We start from the raw sequence: 22,057 nt of genomic DNA on the forward strand, positions 1-22,057 counted from the left end.
AATTTCATCAAATGCAAGTCGTTACATCAAACAGCCACCGCGAGCTTGGCGCCGCGGCCGGGAAGGCCGCGGCAACACTGATACGGAATACCATCCGCGAAAAAGGCAGCGCAAACATTATTCTGGCCACAGGCACCAGCCAGTTTGAAACCCTGAAGCAACTGATTGCGGAAGACGGTATAGACTGGAGCAAGGTAACCATGTTTCACCTGGACGAATACATCGGCCTGCCTGTAACCCACCCCGCCAGCTTCCGCAAATATCTGCAGGAGCGCTTTCTTGACAAGGTACCACCCTTGAAAGAGGCTGTGCTGATCAATGGAGAAACAGACCCGGCAGAAGAATGCCGGCGGGTGGGCAACCTCATTACCTGCCACCCCATAGATGTGGCGCTGGTAGGCATAGGCGAAAATGGACACCTGGCCTTTAATGATCCCCCGGCTGATTTTGACACCAGGGTTCCCTACCTGGTGGTGAACCTGGATGCCGCCTGCCGTCAGCAGCAAATGAACGAAGGCTGGTTTCCCAGCGTGCAGGACGTACCGGCACAGGCCATCAGTATGTCTGTACACCAGATCATGCAATCTGCCCATATCATCTGCTCCGTGCCCGGTGCAAGAAAAGCACAAGCTGTAAAAGACAGCCTGACGCAACCGGTCAGCAATATCTATCCCGCCAGCATACTGCAACAGCACCAGCACTGTGTGTTCTATCTTGATGGCGAGTCTGCCGCCTTGCTACAGCAACCTGCACCAGTCAAGTAGATCCTAAACTAAAACACCAGCAAAAGCCGGTCTCTCCATAAGAGGGCCGGCTTTTTTTGATACAGCTGTTTCATCCCCTTATCTTTTTATTTTCCTTTTATTGCATTTTATTTCATTTCTTATTATATTTAATTACGAAAAGCCTATCCGCCGGTTTCAGACAGTTTTTGTGCAGGCGGAGCCATATTTCCCGCGCGAAGGCCCGCGCCGGCCGTCAGGGAACGCTGTGCTGTTGTAATTAACAGGTCTGTATCAGTAAAAACAGATAATTCAGGGCAAGGTGAATTGAATGTGGCCATTCCGCCAACAAGATAACTTGATCAGCACTGCATTTTTATTTAGCACCTTTAATAGTCCAGCATCGTATGAAAAACCACATCTTTATTTTGCTTTGCCTGCTCTGCATGGCCGGCAGCAACGCATTCGCGCAAACCACGCAAGCCTCCATTTACGGCGTAGTATCTGACGAAAACAAACAGCTCATCCCCGGAGCGTCCGTACAGGTGCGCAACGAGTCTACCGGCTTCACCACACGCACCGTTACCAACACAAAAGGGGAATACACCATCCGTGAGCTGCCGCTGGGAGGGCCTTATACTGTAACGGTAACCTACGTGGGGTACGCAGACCTCCGGCGTACGGGCTTTTCACTCAGCCAGGGCGACGCCTTGCGGGTAAACATGGAACTGAAAGTTTCCGCAGTAAATATTAATGAAGTGAAAGTAACAGCCAATGCACTTCGTAACAAAACGGAGAACTTTGGCGCAGCTACTACCGTCACCGCCAGGGATATTGCGAAGCTGCCCGTGAACGGCCGCAACTTCACCACGCTCACAGACCTTTCTCCCCTCAGCCGCGGCAGCAATCTTTCCGGGCAACTGGCCTCATCCACCAACTTTACTATAGACGGGACCACAGCCAGGAACCCTACCTCCGGCGGCGGCTCCAACAGTAGAACGGGCGCCCCCTATATCATTTCCATGGAGGCCATCCGCGAGTTCAAGGTGGTAACCAACCAGTATGATGTAACCTATGGCCGCAGCGGTGGCGGCACCATCAGCACGGTAACCAAGGCGGGCACCAATACGTTTTCAGGCAGCGCCTTTATTTTCGGGCGGGCCGACTGGCTTTCAAGCCCCTATGATATACGCGGCGCCCGCAGGTCAAACGACTTTTCTACGGCACAGTTCGGCTTCACGCTGGGCGGGCCTATTATTAAAGACAAAGCGCACTTCTTTGTAGCGTGGGACAGGCAGGCGGATGCCAGGCCTTTGCTGCTGGCGGAGATCAAGTCTCCCGAAGATGAACGGCGGCTGAACGTTACCCAGTCTACCCTTGACCAATTCCTGGATATTGCCCGCGGCAAATACGGCGTTTCCAACGCGCCGCAGTTCGGCTCTTTCGACAAGAAAAGGAAAACAGACGCCATATTTGCGCGCATAGACTGGCAGCTGAACGAGAAAAACCTGCTCACCATCCGCAACAACTTTATCAATGACCGCAACTACCTGGGCCGTGACGATAATACGGCCATCAATCTTTACGAAGTATACGGAGACGCCAACACCTACAACAACAGCCTGCTGGCCGCTCTGCGTACGGTGCTCAACCCGCGCGTAACCAATGAGCTGAAGCTGCAGCACCTCTATACTTTCGAGGAAAGCGTGCCGGGCAAACAACTGCCTAAAGAAAATATTCCCCGGGCCATTGTGGAACGGGTGGAGTCACAGATAGGCGGCAACAGCGTATTCACCTCCATTCAATTGGGCGGGCAGCGCTATTCCCCGGAACACTTCTACAACAACATCGTTCAGCTGGTAGATAATGTGTATTTCAATACCAACAAAGCCAACTTTACTTTCGGTACAGACATCATGTACAGTCACCTCAATTCCCTGTACGGCAGTGAAATGAACGGGCGCTTTTACTTCACCGGCCTCAACAATTTTAATAATCTTACGCCCTACCGTTATGCGCGTGAAATTGCGCTGGAGGCAAACCCGGCGCTGGACCAGAACATCCTGAACGCCGGCCTCTACGCCCAGATGCAAACCCGGCTCCACCGCGGCCTGGAAATGATAGTAGGCCTGCGTGCCGATTATACTACCTATATGAATGCCGCCAACTTCAACCAGACCGTTTACGATGAGCTGGGCCTCCGTACAGACAACAAGCTGAACACTTTCCAGCTACAGCCAAGAATCCAGTTCAACTGGGATATCAATGAAGCCCATACTGACTACCTGCGCTTCGGTGCGGGTATTTTCGGGTCAGACATCAACAACTATGCAATGATCAACAACATGTTGTTTGATGGCACCAAGGTGCTGTCTATAGATGTACAGGGCGCACAGGTACCGGTGCCCGACTTCCCGGCTTACCGCAAAAACCCGTCTTCCGCGCCGGGCGAGGAGCTGTTTGACCAGCATGGCCTGCCACGCCAGGGCACCATCAACACCAACGCCAAAGATGCGCGCATTCCCGTGGTGTACAAGGCCAACATCTCGTACAATCACCTTTTCTCAGACCGCCTCAAGGCCGGTGTTACTTTCTTTACCAGCATTGCACGGCACAACTACATGTATGTAGACCGCAACATGGTGGAAGAACCTTTCTTCCGCCTGGCCAACGAAGGCAACCGCGGCGTGTATGTACCAGCCTCCACCATCAGCACCTCCAACGGCGCCACCAACTGGATGATGGGCCGCAAGAGTGACCAGGTGGCGCGTGTGCTGGAATTGAACGCGGATGGCAAGGTGAACCAGTTTGCCGTAGTGGCAGACGCTACCTGGCGGTACTTTAAAGATGGGGAGATAGCTTTCAGCTATACCTGGAACGATACAAAAGACAATACCTCCTACAATGGTGACGTGGCCAATACCGCCACCCTCTCCCTGATGGTGAAGGAAGATCCGCGCAACCTTTCCGCCATGACGTATTCAGACAACCAGTTCCGGCACAAGATCGTTTTCTACGGCACGGCGCCCAGCTTCTGGGGCATCAGCGTAGGCGTAAGGTATTCCGGCCTGGGCGGCACCCGCTACTCTCTGGCGGTGAACGGGAACGTGAATGGCGACTTTGTGAACTCCAATGACCTGGCCTATGTTTTTAACGTGAACGATGCTTCCGTACCGGAAAAGATCCGCACGGGCATCAACAACATCCTGAACAACCCGCAGGCCAGCAAGAGCGTGAAAGATTACATCCGCAGCAGTATGGGTACCATTGCGGAAAGGAACGGCGGCATCAACGGCTTCTTCGGTGTATGGGACCTCCGCATTGCCAAAAAATTCAATTTCTTCAAAACGCACAGCCTTGAAGTGTCTGGTGACTTTTTCAACGTGGCCAACATGCTTAATAAAGACTGGGGCACCAACAAGTCTCTGGGCAAACAAAACATCTATTCGCTGGGTGGATTTGACAATGTTAACAACGTATACAACTACAATGTAAACGTGAACACGGGCGTAATATCTCCCAGCGGCAACCCCTGGCAGATACAGCTGGGCGCGCGTTATGCGTTCTGACAGCACATAAAAAAAGAGGCTGCCCTGTGCCTGGGCAGCCTCTGCCAAACATCACACCGTCAAGATCATTCTGATAAAGCTTCCAGCAGTTTTTTGCGTACCTGTCTGAAATAGGAAATGCTGCCGTCGTACTGGTTAAAGTTGGCAATAATATCGCCGGCGAAGGCCTTGGCGCGGGCAGCATTTTTCTTTTCCAGCATTTTGAGGAGCTCGTAATCATAAATACCGTCTCTCATGGCCTCAAAGCGGATGGAGCTGTACAGCTTGTGATAACCGGGATAAACAATGAAACAATCGCCCGCGGGCAGGCGGCCGGAATTGCGCGCCACTTCGCCAAAAGGATCCTTGAAGCCCGTCCAGTAGTTGAGCCCCCAGTGAAGGTAGCCGGTAACATTGTATTTATAGTTGATCCAGTGCAGGTAACGCGTTTGCAGCAGCGGCAGCTCTATGAAACGGTTGGCATAGTTGCCACGCGGGCCTACGCAGGTATAAAACCATATCTCTTTCCCTTTTTGTTGCAGGTCTTTATAGAAATCAAAATCTTTATGCAGCACGTCCAGCACCGGCACCCATACATCTATGGCGCCGGCCAGCTCTTTGGAAGTAAGCACGGCATCAAAAATTTTCACACCGGGCAGGTATTTCTTCACATAAGCGCTGATAGCCTGGTAAGACTCCGCGTTCTTCGCCACCGGCTCATCCGCAATGTGCTGCATATACTTGTGCAGCCACCCTTTTTTCTCCAGGTGTTCTTTCAACGCAGGCAGGAACTGGTCGTAAAATTCCTTCACCCGCGGGTCGCTCAGCGGCACCTTTACCAGCCGCATGCCGTTATTGACTTTATTGGGCGCGGGGCTGGGCTGTAGTTTCCGGTTCTCTTCCGTATCAGGCACCGGTATTTCCACATAGAACGGGTCGTCCCATTTGCCGGAGCGCCAGGCCAGGTGGCCGCCTTCCAGCCGCTCCAGTGCGCCGGCCTTTTCAAATATCTCCGCTTCTTTATCAAACATGGAAAAATCGAAGGTGAAACGGCCGTTCTGCAGGCTGTACGTTGTCATCCATACGGGATAGATGCGGTGTACGTTCTGGCCGTGCGCGGCCATGATGGCGGCATGCTTTTTCAGGAACTCCCAATAGAGCGGCGAATAACTTTCCACGCGCACACCATTGTTCATGTAAGCCAGGTTATCAGGACTGAAATGTGCAGACCAGTTGCTGATCAACAATGACGTTTTGTTAACGGTAACCGGGTACACGCGGATGTAAAAGTCTTTCCGGTAACGCCCGGCCTTACGGCCATTGCCGGCCGTAACAAGCGTTGTTCCTTTATAGAGGCCCGGTTCAGCGGTTGCAGGTACGGGCACGGTGATCCACAACGGTTGTACGTCTCCCTGTTCCATGCTGATGCTGGTGTCTGTAAGAATCGGATCAGGAAAGTAGTCTGATGGAGAACGCAGCAGATCGCGGGAGGGCGGGTCGTACTTGCGGTTTACCTTTACGTAACCCAGCCAGCCGGGTACGCTGTTAGGCAGCGTGGCATTACCGCTGGAGGGCGCCGTTACGGCCGCCTCCACTTTCCCCAGCTCCTGCCGGGCTTTCAGCACCAGTTGTATAGAAGCTGTTTCTCCCCGCGCTACGCGGATGGTGTCTGTCTCGTCTTTAAAATAGCTCCGGTCTTTCAATACTTTTTCAAGCGGGTCTACCTGGTAGATGTACAGGCTCTGGGCGTGTGCAAATGTGCCTAAACACAGCAGCATAGCAGTAATGATCTTTCTCATGAATATCTTTTTGGTATGATTTTAAAATTTAGAACAGGCGGGCGTCTTCCTGTGCTGAAATGGCGCGGAACAGGAAGGTATACTCATCGTTCCCCGGCGCCGCCCCATGATTGCGAATAAAAGCCTCTCCCTCCGCCGCCACGCGGATGTTTGCCTGCAAGCCACCCCACTCCTTTAACAAGGCTGCAGCTGCAGCCTGTTCTCCCAGCCGTTGCAGGGCCAGGCACTGCACCAGCGTGTTGAGAGACGCCTTGTTATGCGGCGCTGCTTTTACCTGTTGCAGGTATTGCTGATAACTTTCCCTCTTGCCCAGCCCCTCTGCCGCCAGGGCTGCCATCCAGTCTTCCAGGCGGCTGTCTGTCACCTCTTCGTAAGGTTTACCTACACCCAGGTTACGCGGCCACAGGCGCGCTTCCGCCGCTTTGGCAGCTGCCAGCTTGTAATCTTTAGCCCGAAGCGCCTGTTGTGCCAGCATCAGTTTTGTTTCTTCATATAACCTCCTGCCGTCTGAGGCGCCTTCAAAGGGGAGGATGCGGATTTGCTGCAACGCTTTTTCCGCAGCCGTGTATTGTCCGTTGCGCAACAGGCAGCGGGTGTAGAGCATGCCGGTGATATAGTGCCCCGGCGCTTTGCGGTAATACGGCGTGATGGTTTTTAAAGCCATCCCGAAATTTTTTCGCTGGAGATAATAGCGGGTGAGGTAGTGGCCGTAGCGCCATTCCGCAGGTTCCAGCGCGGCGGCAGCCTGCAGGTCTTGCAGCGTACGGGCAGAATCTGCCACAGGGCGCAACATGGCGCGGGCTATGTAGAATGGCGCAAAATCTACACGGCGCTGCACCTGGCTGAGCAGCGCGGCGGCTTCTTTTTTGTTGTTCTTCGCGTTGTGGACCAGCGCCAGAAAATAAGCCGGTTTCCAGTCAGTACTTTTTTGCATGGCCCATTGCATCACGGCTGCGCTTTCTTCCCGGAAAGGGAATACCCGCAAGGCGCTGCTGGCGTTGGCACGGGAAAGATATTCTGCATCATGAGGATGCAGCCACGCCCGCCAGTACAGCACTTCGGCATTTTGAGGCGCCAGGGCCAGTACTTCATCACACTCCTGCATGCGTTGCAGGCCGGCATACCAGCAACCCAGCTCCAGGTAAGTTTCTACGGGCAGCTCATTCCGGATGAGGCCCGTGAATGCTTCCCGGTGTTCCGGGCGCCGGCTGCTGACGTATGTTTCAAAACGGATGAAATGGTTCAGCGGGTCCAGCTGTAATATGCGTTTCCTGGTGGCCTCCATCACTTCGTTGTTACCGCCCAGGCGCGCGGCCAGGTATTGCAGCTGCAGCCCGTCCGTGTTATTGCCTTGCTGCTCCAGGCTGCGGGCCGCATAGGCGGCGGCCTGCGGTATGTTGCCACGGCGGAGGTATTGCCGGCTCAGGGCCGTGTAGGCGGCGGAACGCCAGGCGTCAGATAACGACGCTACTTCCAGCCCGTCCAGCGCATCATACCAGTGTTGCAGCTGTGCTGCCGCCAGGCCGTAATAATAATTGGCCGCCCCGTGATAGGTATCAATGGCCAGGGCTTTTTGGGCGTAGCGGAAGGCGGAATCGTAGCGCATGCCGCTGTAATGCAGCTGCGCCATTTGCACCAGCGCGGGCAGCAAAGTACTGTCTGCTTCCAGTGACGCCCGTATCTTTTGCTCCGCCTGGGCAAACAACCTGAACCGGAACAGGTCACGGCCTTGCAGGTAAAGACCGTAGGCAGATTGCGGATCGTAACCGGGCAATATGCTTACCGGGCGCTGCAGGTTGGCTTGCCCTTCAGCTATATTCAGGTCTTCACTGATATTATTCAACACCAGGCGGGCCGGCTGCTCCCCCGGTGGCAGGGAAATAGTCATGCTAAATGACTGGAGCGGCTGCGCCGTAACCCTGCCACTGTGCAGCAGTTTGCCTTTGCTGCTGTAGACGCGGAGCGTGTCCGCAATAACCTGTACGGGGCACATGAACAACTGCAGCTGATTGCCCTGCAGACTGATGCGGGTGGCGCCGTTGAGATTGGCAAAGGTGATGCCGCCGGTTTGATGGAAGGGGTACCAATATTCCGTCCAGCTGTCAGATGCAAAGGGTGCAAACCCCGCCTGCCTGAAAGGGGTGAAGCTGCTCATGGGCTGGTTCTGGTTAAACAGGCGGCCGCTTTGCAGCTCTACGTACTGGCCATCCTTGTCTGTCAGCAGCTCCTCCCATATCTTGCCCTGGTCAGACAATGCCCAGGAGAATATTTTTTTCCCCAGTTTGTCTTCCCTTGCCGCGTAGTGTATCATGCCGGCATCCTGCAATTCCCGCCATGAGCCAAAATAGTTGCTGTGCGTGCCTAATACATGGTAAGATTTTGAACTGATGTAGTTGTTCTCTGCAAAGCGCGCCAGGTTCTTGCCCCGCGCACTGTCCAAAGGCCACGCTGCCGCATCTCCGTTGTGACCAATACGCTGGTTGCCGGGGTAGAGGAACTGCAGGTCTTCCGCCGCGGGTACAGCGGCGTTCATCCAGGTGTAATAGGCCTGCTCCTGCCCGGTGCCGTTATGCCAGAAAGAACGGGTGGTGAAAAAGGCCTTGTCTTTCGGCAGGTTGATCTCCATGCTCCAGCGTGTGCGCGTGAGCAGGTCCAGCGTGCTGATAATGCAGCTTGCGCTGCCGTCTTCATTGGTGCGCACCAGGTAATCTACGGGAGTGGAGCAGTTGGGCGTATGGCCAATAATGCCGTAATTGGCTTCCAGTCCGCCGCTGGTCCACGGGCCACGCATGGCTATGTCCCGGAACTTCACCACGCTGTTTTCATAAAAGAACGGGCGGTTGTTCTTTTTGTCTACCGCCGTCCATATTTTTCCGCCTATTTCGGGCATCACCTGCACGCGGATGTAATTGTTCTCCAGCTCTACCACCTTCCACTCCCTGTTCTCCGGTTTATCTGTAAACCCGTCAAAACGGAAGTAAGGGTATATGCGGCCGGAGTTGGGAACGGGGTCAGGGTCTGTAAAACCGTAGGTGCGGTATGTTTTTTTGAACTCTTTTATGGTTGCCGGCCGCGCGGCCGGCTGCTGCGCAGCAATAGCGGCAGGCCAGAACGCCGCCAGTAAAAATAAACGGACATGCCGGTTCTTCAGCCCCGGCAATGGGCTCCAGGTGTGCATAGTTGTGTTTTAAGCGTACATAATCCTGCGCGGTGCCGCGGGCTGACGGTATATGCAGTCAGCCCGCACCGCAACATGGTTTCCCTGTATTACTATCCCTACCAATTAGGCGTTTGGAACAGGTTGGCTTCCGACTTGTCATATTCCGTTTGCAATATGGGCCAGAAGTACATTTTCGGGTTTTCGAACACCCGTTTTTCAATCTGCATGCGTTTGTAGAACACATCATCTTTCAGTGAGGTGCCGGCCTGTACGTTCATACCGTACACCGGTGCATTAAACACGTCTGCGGCCACCTTCCAGCGGCGGCAGTCGAAATAGCGGGCCGTTTCAAAAGCCAGCTCCACACGCCGCTCATGCCATATCTTTTCCCGCATCTGCTGTTGAGAAAGGCCTGCTGGCAAAGCCGGGAGGCCGGCCCTGTCACGGATGGCGTTCACGTATTTATACACGTCTGCCACGGGGCCATCCGCTTCATTGAGCGCTTCTGCGTAGTTGAGGTATTGCTCGCCCAGCCGGAAGTAGATCCATACCCGCAGGTTGGGGAACTGGCCTCGGGCCACGTCTGCCGCGGGGTCTGCATACTTCCTGATGAGGTAGCCGGTTTTGGTGTATTCGGTTTTATTATGGCTGAAACCGTCTTTGCCCGTGTTCCAGAACTCAATGCCGCGGTCTCTCCACTTCTGCCCGTTGAAGTTGATGCTGGCGTAGAAACGCGGCTCACGGTCTACATACATATTACGCACCCCGGCGGGCCAGTAACCCTTGGGGCTGGCAGTGGCGGCATAACCATCTTCCTGGTAGCCGGAAGCCGGGTTGATAATGGGCGTTCCGTCTGCATTATAACCCAATACAGGCGCTTCACCATTGGCCATTTCATAGGCGTCCACAATATTCTGCGTAGCGCCGTAAATAGACACGGTACCCCCGGCATACCCGTTGGGCGTAGTGCATACTGGCCACAGGCCAAGGCGGCCGCGGTTCATGGCAAAAATGGTCTCCTCGTTCCAGGCGGCAATGAACAGGTCCTGGTAAGACTTCATCGGATCGCCATTGGCGGCTTTATATAGCCCGTAGCCATTGGCCTCCAGCTGGTCTATACAAGCCTTTGCCGCATCTGCGGCCTGCTTCCAGCGCTCCTGTTTAAAATCCGCAATGAACATGCGCTGCCCTTCGTACTGAAAATCTTTATAATCAGGATTGCCGTTGTACAGGGGGCTGGCCACATACAGCAGGGTGCGAGCTTTCAGGGCCAGACAAGCGGCACGGGTAGCGCGGCCAATGTCTTGCGAAGCGGATTTCCATTCAAGGTCCGGCGCGGCCTCATCACATTCTTTCAGGATGTAGTTCACCACCTCTTCTACCGGCCTGCGGTGGAAGTTCAGGTAGTTGTCATTCGGCGTGATCACCGTGTCCATAATAGGCACGGGGCCATACATGCTGAACATCCTGAAATAATAGAAGGCCCGCAGAAAACGCGCTTCCGCCTTCCACCTTGCGCGTTGCTGCTCTGTAAAGTCATGGCTGAGCGGTACTTTGTTGATGTTGGAAAGGAAGATGTTCACTTTCCGGATCACCTGGTAAGGCCACGTCCAGAAACGTTCAGAGCCGCCCCAGCCTCGGGAAAGAAAACGGCCCCAGGAACCGTTGTTGAGGTCTGTGCTCATTACCCAGGCATAGCTGTGCTCCATTTCGTCTGAAGCGCCGGTGAAAGGCTGCCCTTCATAGTTGGACAACTCATCGTCAGGTGGCAGCTGGGAGTAGATGTTGGTGAGCCATTGTTCCGCGTAAAGGCGGTTGGTAAATACATCATTAATATTCAGGTCCTCATCCGGCGCCTTGTCAAGATACTTTTTGCAGGAGGCGCTCCCCAGCAGCAGAAGGATGAGTATGATACTGTACTTGCTTTTCATGTTAACCATCGTTGATCGGTAAAAGAAATTCTGTTAGAAATCCGCCTGTATGCCAAAGTTCACGGTGCGGGATATAGGATACCCGCCGGTGCCGTTGTTCGCTTCCGGGTCTATAATACGGATCTTGTCAAACGAAAGCAGGTTCAACCCGTTCACATACGCCCGTATGTTGCTGGTGCCTATTTTTTCCACCCAGCGTTTAGGCAGTGAATAGGCCACTTCCGCGTTGCGCAGCTTCAGGTAACTGGCATCCCGCAACCAGAGGGTAGACGCATAGTAGTTGTTGATGTTATTCCCGTTCCAGATGCGGGGATACTTTGCGTCGGGGTTTTCCGGCGTCCAGCGGTTTTCATAGTATTCCCTGAAAACATTGCCGGTGGCTATGCCCAGGTTAAACGGCGTCATGGCGCCTGCACCACGGCCGTCTCCACCCATAAAGGTAAGAGAGGTACGGGCGGCACCGGAAAAATATACGCTCAGCTCTAAGCCTTTATAAGATACCGTGCCTCCAAAGCCGTACACAATTTCCGGAGTGCGGGGATACCCTACGGGCATCACGTCGTACTGGTCTATTTTACCATCGTTGTTTACATCTTTAAACTTCACATCACCCGGCCGCAGGCTTGACTTGGCCATCCAGTCCACGGGAAGGGAATTGTCTACGTCTGCCTTGTCTTTATAAAACCCGTCTGCCACCATCATCCACTGCTGGCCAATGGGCAGGCCTGCCTGCACCAGGTGCGGGAATTTGGGCTTTGGCTGGTCATTGTATACCACGGTGCTGTGGGCATAGGTGAAGGTGCTGCGGAAGCTGTAGAGCAGGTCTCCCTTCTGGTTGGCGCCTTTAAACTCCAGCATGGCGTCTACACCTTTGTTCTCTGCCACGCCCAGGTTGCCGTAGGGCGCTGTACCCGGCAAGAAGCCCATGATGTCAGGGATGGTCTGGCGGGCAATAAGCAGGTTTTCCCTTCTTTCCCTGAACCCGTCTACCTGCAGGGTGAGGCGATTGTTGAACATACTAACGTCAACGCCTATATTTGATTTGGTTGCAACTTCCCAGGTAACGTTGTTGGTGCCAATGGGCCCTTCCTGCAGGCCGGCCCAGCCCTGCTGTCCCGGCCCGAAGCCGTAACCGCCGCCACCTACTATTTTGGTAAGGAAAAGGAAGCGCCTGCCGGGCAACTGGTCATTCCCCACCTGCCCGTGTGAACCGCGCAGCTTCAATGAGCTGATCACGTTGTTCTCCGTCCAGAATTTTTCGTTGGAAACTATCCAGCCGGCAGATATGGACGGGAAAAACCCGAAACGCTGCCCTGCCGGGAAGTTTTCAGAACCGTTATACCCGAAGTTAAACTCCGCCAGGTAACGCTCCTGGAAGTTGTAGGACAATCTGCCCGCAATACCCAGTTGCCGCCTGGGCAGCCCGTCTACAGAATTGCCGGCCGTAAGGTTCAGCGCTTCACGGGCATTGGCCAGCGCCATGGCATTAACAGTATGTTTCCCGAAACTGCGGCTGTAGTTCAGCGATACGTCGAAGTACTGCGTCCGGTTGGCGCTGTTGCCCAGGCTGTAACCCAGAGGCTTTTCTTCGCGCAGCACTTTATACTGGTCTGCGCCGGAAGGGTCTTTGCCCAGGTACTGTTTCACCCCGAAGGTTTTGGGACGGAAAATATCGTTATAGCCGTAAAAGTCGTAAGAGAAGGTAGACCGCAGCGAAAGGCCTTTGGTGACGAGAGACGAAAGGTCCCACTTGGCCACGAGGTTGCTTTGTATCCAGTTTTGCGATTTGTCGTCATACCCTGACTGTGTGAGCCTGGCCCAGGGGTTGTCTGCATAGAACTGGCCTACGCCGGAAATAGAACCATCTGGGTTCCGCACTGGGTATGCAATGGGTGAAATGCGCCACAGGGCCAGGTTATAAATGTCTGACGCCGCGCTGCCAGGGTAATGCTGGCGCTGAATAATGCCGCTGGTACCGAGAGATACGGTGAAGGTCTTGCTCAGGTTCACATCAAGATTGCTGCGGAAGTTGTAACGCTTGAGGCTGGCGTTGGTTTCATATTTACTGGCGGGGTCTTCCCTGTAAATGCCGCCCTGCATGATATAACCGAGTGATACATAATAACGGATCACGTTGTTGCCGCCGTTTACAGACAAGTAGGCGTGTTGCTGGCTGGTGTTTTTCCTGAATATTTCATCTGCCCAGTTTACGTCCGGATAAAGGTAGGGGTCAGACTGGTCTTTGAACTTCTGCAGCTCCGCTTCTGTAAACATGGCCTGCTGCCCTACAGATTCCCTGGCTTCATTGGCCAGCAGCGCATATTCGTAACCATTGATAAAATCAGGCAGGCGCCAGGGCGTATTCACGGCAGACTCTACCCGCAGGGATACGCGGGGCTTGCCAGACTTGCCGCCTTTGGTGGTGATCAGGATAACCCCGTTGGCGCCGCGTACACCATATACCGCGGTAGCAGAGGCATCTTTCAGGATGGAAAAACTTTCCACATCGTTGGGGTCAACAAAGTTCATATCTCTTTCAATACCGTCTACCAGTACCAGCGGAGCAGTAGAGCCGGTAAAGGTGCCCAGGCCGCGTATCCATACGGAAGCCTGATCGTAGCCCGGTTCCCCGCTTGACTGGCGGGTAACAATACCGGGGATCTGGCCGGCCAGGGAGTTGGACAGTTGTACCGCCGGGCTGCGTACCAGGCTTTTCACGTCCATGGAAGATACGGCGCCCGTCATGGTCACTTTTTTCTGTGTGCCATACCCCACTACCACCACTTCGTTAACACCGGTATTGGCGGGTTTCAGGGCAATATCTATACGCGCTTTTCCGCCCACCGGCATTTCCACTTTTTCATACCCTACAAAAGATATCAGCAGCACCCCTTTTTCATCCGGCACGGTGATAATGTATTCCCCGTTTTCGTTGGTGATAACACCGGTGCTGGTGCCTTTAACCTGTATGGTAACGCCGGGAAGCGCTTCTCCTTTCTCATTGGTGATCTTGCCTTTCACCACTATTTCCATGGGCAGCAGCGCCGGAAGAGGCACCGGGGCAGCCGGGGGCGTGTTTTCTGCTTTGGGTTGTATGACCACTGTTTTACCTACTATGGAATAGGTCAGCGGCTGGTGTTCAAAACATTGCCGCAGCGCCTCCGGAAGCGGTGCATTTTTTACGTGGATGCTCACCGGGCGGGCTTTTTCCAGCAGGGCATAGTCACAGAAAAAGGCGTAGCCGGTCTGCTTTTTAAGCGACCTGATCACCGTTTCCAGCCGTGCGTCTTTCAGTGACATGGTCACCTGCTGCCCGTAGCCGGCGGCGTGAATGTGCAAACATGCGGTAAACAATAACAGTACAGTTAACTTCATCATCTTCCATAGTTTACGTAGACGAGGGTACTCCCTCCTTTCCCCTGCTTCCTTTCCGGGTGGAATAGCGTACAGGAGCTGCGCGCCGGGGGTGTTTTGGCGCCAAGCATTTAAAATCATACTTTTGATTTTGGGTGATTAAATAATTGTTCAGTTACATGACATTGTTAATTGCCTTGCAGCCGGTACTGTAGCAGCAGTACCCGGCCACTCCCGTTCCGGCGTTGCGCCAGGGCGGGATTTTTTTTGTGGATTTGACCCTGTTAGTGAATTGCGTAATTAGTGGTGGTTGACGGTGTTTTTTAGGTGAATAATATGGTATGTATTATGGTGTTACGACGATCTTTTTCCCCTCTATCCTGAAATGCACCCCGCTTGTTTCCAGTACTTTCAATACTTCCGCAATACCGGCATCCCGTGAAATGTCTCCCCAGAACTTCCTGTCCCGCACCCGGCCTTCATAGCTGATCTCCACATCGTACCAGCGGGCAATTTGCCGCATTACGGCCCTGATGTCTGCCTGGTTGAACTGGAAATACCCGTTTTTCCATGCCACTACTGCTTCCACATCCGTTTCCCTGACGGTTATGCCCGCTGCCGCATTGCCGGGTTCCATCTGGGCCTGCTGGCCGGGGCGCAGCGTTTTGTGTTGCCCGCCGGCCGCAATGCTGACGGCGCCTTCCAGCAGGGTGGTTTTTTGCAGCTCTTCGTCTGCATAGGCGTTGATGTTAAAATGCGTTCCCAGTACCAGCACTTCTCCCCCGCCCTGCAGCGCTACCTTGAAGGGCATGTTGCTATTGCTTTCCACTTCAAAATAGGCCTCGCCGGTCAGCTCCACTTTTCTTTCCCTGCCGGTAAATATAGTGGGGTAGCGGATAGAAGAGGCCGCATTGAGCCATACCCGGCTGCCGTCAGGTAAAGTGACCCTGAACTGCCCGCCGCGGGGGGTGGCCAGGGTATTATACGCCATGGCGGCGGAGGCGTTGCCGGCGTCTGCGCTGTAGGCGAGGCGGCCGCTGTCTAGTTTCAATATTTTTACACCGCCCTGCTGTGCCAGTGTGCCATTGGCCGCGCTGTCAAGCGGAATCACGGTACCATCCGCCAGGGTGAGCAGGGCGCGGTCTCCGCCGGGCACTACCTTGTAGGCTACCTCCGGAGGCAGAACAGGCTGAGGGGTGTTCCGCCACCACCAGGCCCCGGTAGCCAGCACCAGCAGCACCGCTGCGGCCACAGCCAGGCGCCGCCATGGGCGGCTGCGGTAGGGTTTTACAATAGCTTCTGGCTGCACAATGCGGCCGTACATATAGTCCCAGTCAATGGCCGGCATTTCTGCGGGCAGCGGCAGTTCTTCCATATACCGGTATGCCAGGGCATCCAGCTCTTCTTTCCAGGCAGGGTCTGCCGCATAGGCAAAAAACTCGTCTGCCTCCGCTTTGGTGCATGCGCCGATCACATATTGTTGAAACAGATAGGCCAGCCTGTCCGCGCTTTGTGTCATCCCATAGCATTTTAATACATCAATACAGACTGTTGGGAAAGGCGATAGTACCGGGTAAGTGGAAAGATTTTTTTGGGGCGGTGCTGACGTGGCATTTTCCGGGCCCGGCCCCTCAGAACACCAGGTACCCCGCCTGTATCCAGAAAACAAGGGCCAGCAGCTCAGAATGCCGCAGCAGGTGGGCTTTGATGTGTTTGAGAATTTCTGTGAGGATATTTTTGACGGTCTGTACGGAAAGGCTCATTTCCCGGGCTATTTCCTGGTGGCTGCGCCCTTCCTGCCGGCTCAGGCGGTAAATGGCCTGTTTTTTTTCGGGAAGGGACGCTATGGCCTCACTGATCAGCTCCCGGCTTTCTTTGGCGTTCAGCAGGTCTTCCGTAACGTTATGCCCCTGTGAAATATTGGCCCAGGCCTGTGTTCTGAGCCGCTTGTCACGGGCAATCCTGCTCAGCTGGTCCAGCGCTCGGTTGCGGGCCATGGTGTAGATGTATTTGCGTGGATGGTCTACCCGCGCCAGGGCGGCGCGGTTTTCCCAGAGTTTCATAAAGATGTCCTGCACTATTTCCTCCGCCTCTACCGTGGAATGGGAAATATGCCAGGCAAAGACGAACAGGCGCTGACGGTAACTGTCGAATATAATCCGGAAAGCGGACTCGTCGCCACCGGCAACGCGCAGCAGCAGATCTTTTTCATGGTCTAAATGTTCATGCATGCGTGATAGTTATCCCGTTACTTCATTTTGGCTGATCGTAGTATTCACTAAAGTAATAAATATTGCTGCCAGCCTTCAAAAAAAATACAGGATAAATTTCACAAACGCTTAACTTGCACGGTATGAAGGTATTGGTTATTGAAGATGAGCCTATTTATCAGTTATACCTGCGGAAATACCTGGAGAAACTGGGGCTGAACGTATTCACCTGCGAAACCGGCATGGCCGGTATTCAAACGGCCCGGCGGGAGCTGCCGGACTTTATTATCCTGGATATGGGCCTGCCGGATATGATCGGCACGGATTGCCTGGACATGCTGAAGAAAGACCCGGACACGGCCGCCATTCCCGTTATTGTGACCACGGCAGACGCTACGGACGAATTCAAGAACGAAACCCTGTACCTGGGGGCGCATGTATATCACAGAAAACCCATCACGCCTGACCAGCTTACGTTTTACGTGCAAAAGATCAGGGACGTGCTAGAAGAAGAAGTAGGCGATCATTAGGGTGCTCAACATAGACTGGAACAGGGCCTTGTATTTCTGTATGCTTTTTCGGGCAATGCGCAGGTGCGTTTTTACAGAATTGACACTGATGTTCATGATACGGGCAATGTCGTGATAACGGCAGCCCTCAATGTATAACAGCCGCATGGCCGTTTGCTGCTGGGTTGTTAGGGATGCCAGCACCTGGTACAGCATTTCCGTTTCGTAAGATTTCATTTCCGGCTGCATACTCACCGGCTCGCCCGTGTTGGGAAACGCAGACGCTTCATCAGTAAAAAACTGCTGGTTCTTCTCTCTCATTCTTTTCTCCCGGGACAGGGCAATCAAACAATTATGGTAAATACCGCGCAGCAGGTAGGCCTTCAGATCGCCCACGCGGTCCCACTTACGGAAGGGCAGCAACTGGTGCACAAAAAAACTCTGTACCACCTCTTCAGCCTCCTGGGGATTTTTCAATATGGTGTATGCCCGCGCAAACAACAGTTTGGCATACCTGGCATGCAATGCCTCAAACGCGCCCGGCTTTCGACTGATCAGCCTTTGTAAGATTTCCGCATCTTCCATATAGATTCAATTATATGCATTAGTAAAAAAAGACCTTTCTCCCGGAAGGATTTGTCTAATGCCGCGAAGGAGAGAAAAGACAGAACATCCACTGGTTGGTTACTGTAAAGAACGATAATTAAAAAAAGTGCTCATGTTAACCTAAAGTTAAGAAGAAAACTGTAAATAATGAAAGGAGCGTTTGGCGGCGAAAGATGCCCAGGTGAGGAAAACCATCCGCCTTGGTTGCACAGGTATAAACGCTGTTATCTGCAGTGCAGCGTACCGTTATCCCAGTAAAAACTGATGTTGCCGGTTGTGCTCAGCTGGTTCATAAAAGCATGCAACCCCTGGCTGCGGTGCAGCTTGCCGCGGAAGGTCTGTTCCCGCGCACGGCGGCTGTCTGTCACCATTTTTACATTAAAGCAGCGTTGTACAACGGCGGCTATTTCGGGTACGGAGGCATTCTCAAAATAATAAACACCTTCCCGCCAGGCCAGCAGCTCCGGGTTCAATTCCCGTACCCTGATAGGGCTGCCGGTACGCGTAACCGCTTCGTTACCGGGTTCCAGCAAGGTTTGCTCTCCGTCTGCATGCACGGCAACCTTGCCGCTCACGAGGGACGTTACTATTTTGCCGGGCAGGTACGCATTGATGTTGAATTCCGTACCCAGCACCTTTACCACGGTAACGCCGCTGTGCACTATGAAGGGCCGGTTTACGTCGGGCGCCACCTTGAAGTAGGCCTCTCCCTCCACATACACGCGGCGCACCCCTTCTTCAAAACTGAACGGAAACCTGATCTTTGAGGCACTGTTCAGCCAAACCCTTGTACCGTCTATCAGCTCAATTTCATAATTTTTGCCCGCCGGTACAGACAGGGTATTCCAGCCTGCCCCCTCTTTTCCCCGGCCGCCGGTGAAACTGAGCTGGCGGTTGTGATTGCTGAGCACAGTACCTTTCAGGCTTATCTGCTGATGGCCGCTATCTCCCAGGGTGAGAGAACGGCCGCCGGCCAGCTTCAGCACTATGGCGTCAGGCGCGGACGTGGCGGCATATGGCTGCGGGGCTGACGGGCGGTTCAGCAGGAACAAGAGCAGGCCGGCGGAAAATACCAGTATGGCCGCTGCCGACCGCAGGAACCACTTCCTTCTTTGCCCGGCCAGCCAAGCCGCCCGGGCCGCCAATATGTTCTCATAGCCCTGCTCCAGGTTAAACAAACGCATGGCCCCGCGGGCCTCATTTTCCGGTACCTCCCGGCGTATTTCGCTCCGCATTTCCCTTGCTTCCTCATAATACTCCAGCAACATATCCAGCTCTTCCCGCTCTTCAGGGGTAAGTAAACCATAGTGTTCTTTAAGCACCAGTTCTTGTACGTGTTGTTGGTTCATGGGAAAAACAAAGGGGTTACATAGTAAAAAGATGCAAAATTGATACGGTGCGGGTGAACTGCCGTTTGTTAATGAAACCGCGCAAACACGCATGTGTAGCGGTTTCCTTCGTTAACAAACAGGATACAACAAGGGCCGCCCCTGATGGAACGGCCCCCTTTTTTCATAAGCATAACTCTTCTCATATTAACGCTCCTGCCCTCAAAATGTTCGATTTTGAGATAAAGTGTCCGGTTTTGAAAATCAGCGTTCCGGGCACGCCGGTGGTCACCATCCCCAACCGTTCACCGTTTTGCCCCCATATTCGCCCATATGGCCCGAAATCCGCTGTACATGCGGGTGTCCGCTAACTGTCCGATTTGGGACAGCGCCCGTTTGTCAGCCCCATTCCTAACTATTCGCTTGCCCTGCCCTGCATGCGGGGCTAATTTTACATCATCATTCAACGCGAAAAAAGATTTTAAAGAAACTTATAAAACACATTATCATGAAAAAGATCATCGCCCTTCTCGCCATCGTTTTTGCTGCACATGCAGGTTTTGCAAAAGACAATACGATCAGCAACAATAAAGTGCTGGACGCCTTCCGCCAGGAATTCGGCAACATTGAAAAAGTAGAGTGGCATAAAACAGATAACAGTTTTGTGGCCAAATTTTCTCTGAACTCCTCCCGGATAACGGCGCATTTTGATGAAGACGGCACCCTGCTGGCCACCTCCCGTAATATTTCCGACACGCAATTGCCTACCCGTGTTATTACCCGGCTGATTAAAAAATATCCCGGCCAGATCATTCATAACATTGTGGAATATGTTTGCGAAGACAACACCCGTTACATCATTACGCTGGAAAGCAACAGCGCCTGGACAGTATTGAAGGCGGAAGATACCGGCAGCCTGTCTGTGCTCAACAGGCTTGTCAAAATGTAGGCTCTCCTTCCGCCGGAAACAGCAAGCGGGTGCTCCCATACAGGGGCACCCGCTTGTTTATTAATGGCTTCTGCCGGCAGCGCACGTTATTTCACCAGCTTACCCAGAGATTCCTGGGCCAGCGGGTGATAATTGCGCTTGTACTGGTTGAATATTCTCCGGGCCATGTCTTGCCCTTTGGGCGTTTTCATCATTTCAGCATAAAGCGGCGTAAGGAATTTGCGGCGGCCTACTTCACTGAGGAATTTTTCCATATTGGCGTAAGCGGGCGTGTAATCTGCCGCTACTGCCATAATGAACCACTGGTCAGCTACCTCACTGTTGCCGGTGGCCGTGAAATGGAAGGTTTTGTCCAGCTGCTCCATTTGCGCCATCGTTAAAGGTTTGGGCATTTTGCGGAGGAAGTGGAGCCACTCGTGAGAAGTCCAGCCCTGCGTGTTCAGCGCAGCCGGCGCCGTACCCTCAAGGAAACGGGTGCGCCCGGCATCTACTTTTTCAAAACGTTTCTGCGGTACACGGGGACAGTTAGCCGGTATGCCGGGGCCATACACCCAGGCCTGCACGTTTACCGTGGTATCTCCTTTCAGCAGGTGTTCATCCAGGTATTGCAGGAACTGGGCCGTATGCATGGTTTTAAAAGCATGGCCGTCAAAATAGCCACGCAGAAAAGTGTCCATACGGGCGCGGCCCATTTTTTCCTCTACCAGGCGCAGAAAATGCGCGCCTTTTTCATAGGCAATATCCGTAAGGCCATCATCAGGGTGGCGGTTGGAAAGGTCCAGCTTCAACCAGGTATCTTTACTTTCGGGGCCAAGGCTGGTTACCGTCTCCTCCATATCCTGGTACCCCAGTTCCCAGAGCATGTCTGCATAATCCGCGCCCATCATGGCTTCCATAATGCGGCGCTCAAAATAGACGGTGAAGCCTTCGTTCAGCCAGAAGTCCTCCCAGGTAGCGTTGGTCACCAGGTTGCCGCTCCAGCTATGCGCCAGCTCATGTGCTATCAGCGATACAAGAGAGCGGTCTCCCGCTATAATAGTAGGCGTACAGAACGTGAGGCGCGGGTTTTCCATGCCACCCAGGGGAAAGCCCGGCGGCAACACCAGCACATCATAACGCCCCCAGCGGTAAGGCCCGTACAGTGATGCTGCGGTGGTCACCATTTTACCTACTTCCTCAAATTCATGGCGGGCCTTCTGCAGCATGGCCGGCTCTGCGTATACGCCGGTACGCTCGTCTATAGACGCAAAGGCAATATCTCCCGCCGCCAGCGCCATCAGGTAGGCGGGCACAGGCTGCTCCATTTTGAAATGGTATACACCGCTGTCATTACGCTGCTGCGGATTTTCGGCGCTCATCAGCGCCATCAGGTCTTTGGGAACGGTTACCCGCGCATCGTAGGTAAAACGGATGCCCGGGCCATCTGCACAAGGAATCCAGGTACGGGCGTAGATGGATTCGGACTGGGTATACAGGAAAGGATGTTTTCTGCCAAGCGTCTGCGAAGGCTCCAGCCATTGCAATGCGGTGGCCTTGTCACCTGTTTTGTACCAGATGGTTACTTCCTTTGTGTTTGCGGCCACCGGAATGTTGAGACGGCTGCCCAGGTGCGCGGTGGCGGTATCAAGACTGAAATCTTTTCTTTCGCCGTTAACCGTTACGCTGTCTATGGCCAGTTCGTATGTGTCCAGGTGAAGCGTAGATGCGCCGGTTTTATTTTGAATTGCCCAGGTAGCGCGGCCGCTGATCTGGCGTTTGTCAAAGTCCACTTTTATGTCAAGGGAGAGGTGCTGCGGCGTAACGCTGTCTGCATTAGACAGGGTATGGCGGTCTCTCACCTCCTCCACCGTACCGGCCTTTTCCGCTGCCGGCTGGTTACAGGCCGCAGCTGCCATCAGGGCCGCGGCAAACAATAGATATTTCATGTAGCAGGTTTTGATG

At 53.7% G+C, this 22,057-nt stretch carries 13 protein-coding genes; 4 read left to right on the top strand and 9 right to left on the bottom strand.

What is annotated here, in order from left to right:
• The first annotated feature begins 11 nt into the window (after nucleotides 1-11).
• The gene (locus ABDW36_RS00250; protein WP_343699873.1) at nucleotides 12-764 is read left to right on the top strand and encodes a glucosamine-6-phosphate deaminase; all 753 of its coding nucleotides are present in this window, start codon (nucleotides 12-14) and stop codon (nucleotides 762-764) included.
• A gap of 365 nt (nucleotides 765-1,129) precedes the next feature.
• Nucleotides 1,130-4,291, top strand: coding sequence for a carboxypeptidase regulatory-like domain-containing protein (locus tag ABDW36_RS00255; RefSeq protein ID WP_343699874.1), 3,162 nt, complete (start codon nucleotides 1,130-1,132; stop codon nucleotides 4,289-4,291).
• 65 nt (nucleotides 4,292-4,356) lie between these two features.
• On the opposite strand, the gene ABDW36_RS00260 is transcribed toward ABDW36_RS00255, so the two are convergent.
• From ABDW36_RS00260 to ABDW36_RS00285, 6 genes are all read right to left on the bottom strand, one after another.
• Nucleotides 4,357-6,069 carry a glycoside hydrolase domain-containing protein gene (locus ABDW36_RS00260; protein ID WP_343699875.1) on the bottom strand — a complete coding sequence of 571 codons (1,713 nt, stop codon included), beginning with the start codon at nucleotides 6,067-6,069 and terminating at the stop codon, nucleotides 4,357-4,359.
• Nucleotides 6,070-6,097: 28 nt separating this feature from the next.
• A complete protein-coding gene (locus ABDW36_RS00265; RefSeq protein ID WP_343699876.1) occupies nucleotides 6,098-9,247 on the bottom strand; it encodes a DUF5107 domain-containing protein in 3,150 nt (1,049 codons plus the stop codon).
• Nucleotides 9,248-9,345: 98 nt separating this feature from the next.
• Complete coding sequence (locus ABDW36_RS00270) at nucleotides 9,346-11,160, bottom strand: RagB/SusD family nutrient uptake outer membrane protein (protein WP_343699877.1); 1,815 nt, start codon at nucleotides 11,158-11,160, stop codon at nucleotides 9,346-9,348.
• Nucleotides 11,161-11,193: 33 nt separating this feature from the next.
• On the bottom strand, nucleotides 11,194-14,538 hold the full coding sequence (locus ABDW36_RS00275) for a TonB-dependent receptor (protein WP_343699878.1): 3,345 nt from the start codon (nucleotides 14,536-14,538) through the stop codon (nucleotides 11,194-11,196).
• 322 nt (nucleotides 14,539-14,860) lie between these two features.
• Nucleotides 14,861-16,033: a FecR family protein gene (locus ABDW36_RS00280; RefSeq protein WP_343699879.1), complete on the bottom strand. Its 1,173-nt coding sequence runs from the start codon at nucleotides 16,031-16,033 to the stop codon at nucleotides 14,861-14,863.
• A gap of 112 nt (nucleotides 16,034-16,145) precedes the next feature.
• Nucleotides 16,146-16,745, bottom strand: a complete 600-nt coding sequence (locus ABDW36_RS00285; protein ID WP_343699880.1) for an RNA polymerase sigma-70 factor — start codon at nucleotides 16,743-16,745, stop codon at nucleotides 16,146-16,148.
• A gap of 122 nt (nucleotides 16,746-16,867) precedes the next feature.
• Between ABDW36_RS00285 and ABDW36_RS00290 the strand changes: the two genes are divergently transcribed.
• Nucleotides 16,868-17,254, top strand: a complete 387-nt coding sequence (locus ABDW36_RS00290; protein WP_343699881.1) for a response regulator — start codon at nucleotides 16,868-16,870, stop codon at nucleotides 17,252-17,254.
• On the opposite strand, the gene ABDW36_RS00295 is transcribed toward ABDW36_RS00290, so the two are convergent.
• Complete coding sequence (locus tag ABDW36_RS00295) at nucleotides 17,228-17,818, bottom strand: sigma-70 family RNA polymerase sigma factor (protein WP_343699882.1); 591 nt, start codon at nucleotides 17,816-17,818, stop codon at nucleotides 17,228-17,230. The two genes, ABDW36_RS00290 and ABDW36_RS00295, sit on opposite strands and share 27 nt — an antisense overlap.
• 245 nt (nucleotides 17,819-18,063) lie before the next feature.
• Nucleotides 18,064-19,188: a FecR domain-containing protein gene (locus ABDW36_RS00300; protein WP_343699883.1), complete on the bottom strand. Its 1,125-nt coding sequence runs from the start codon at nucleotides 19,186-19,188 to the stop codon at nucleotides 18,064-18,066.
• Between the two features lie 487 nt (nucleotides 19,189-19,675).
• Here ABDW36_RS00300 and ABDW36_RS00305 point away from each other — a divergent pair, with 487 nt between their 5' ends.
• A complete protein-coding gene (locus ABDW36_RS00305; protein WP_343699884.1) occupies nucleotides 19,676-20,116 on the top strand; it encodes a hypothetical protein in 441 nt (146 codons plus the stop codon).
• 86 nt (nucleotides 20,117-20,202) lie between these two features.
• Here ABDW36_RS00305 and ABDW36_RS00310 read toward each other — a convergent pair whose 3' ends face one another.
• Nucleotides 20,203-22,041 carry a M1 family metallopeptidase gene (locus tag ABDW36_RS00310; RefSeq protein WP_343699885.1) on the bottom strand — a complete coding sequence of 613 codons (1,839 nt, stop codon included), beginning with the start codon at nucleotides 22,039-22,041 and terminating at the stop codon, nucleotides 20,203-20,205.
• Between the last annotated feature and the right edge of the window lie 16 nt (nucleotides 22,042-22,057).

This window comes from Chitinophaga sp. (assembly GCF_039596455.1).
Lineage (GTDB): Bacteria > Bacteroidota > Bacteroidia > Chitinophagales > Chitinophagaceae > Chitinophaga.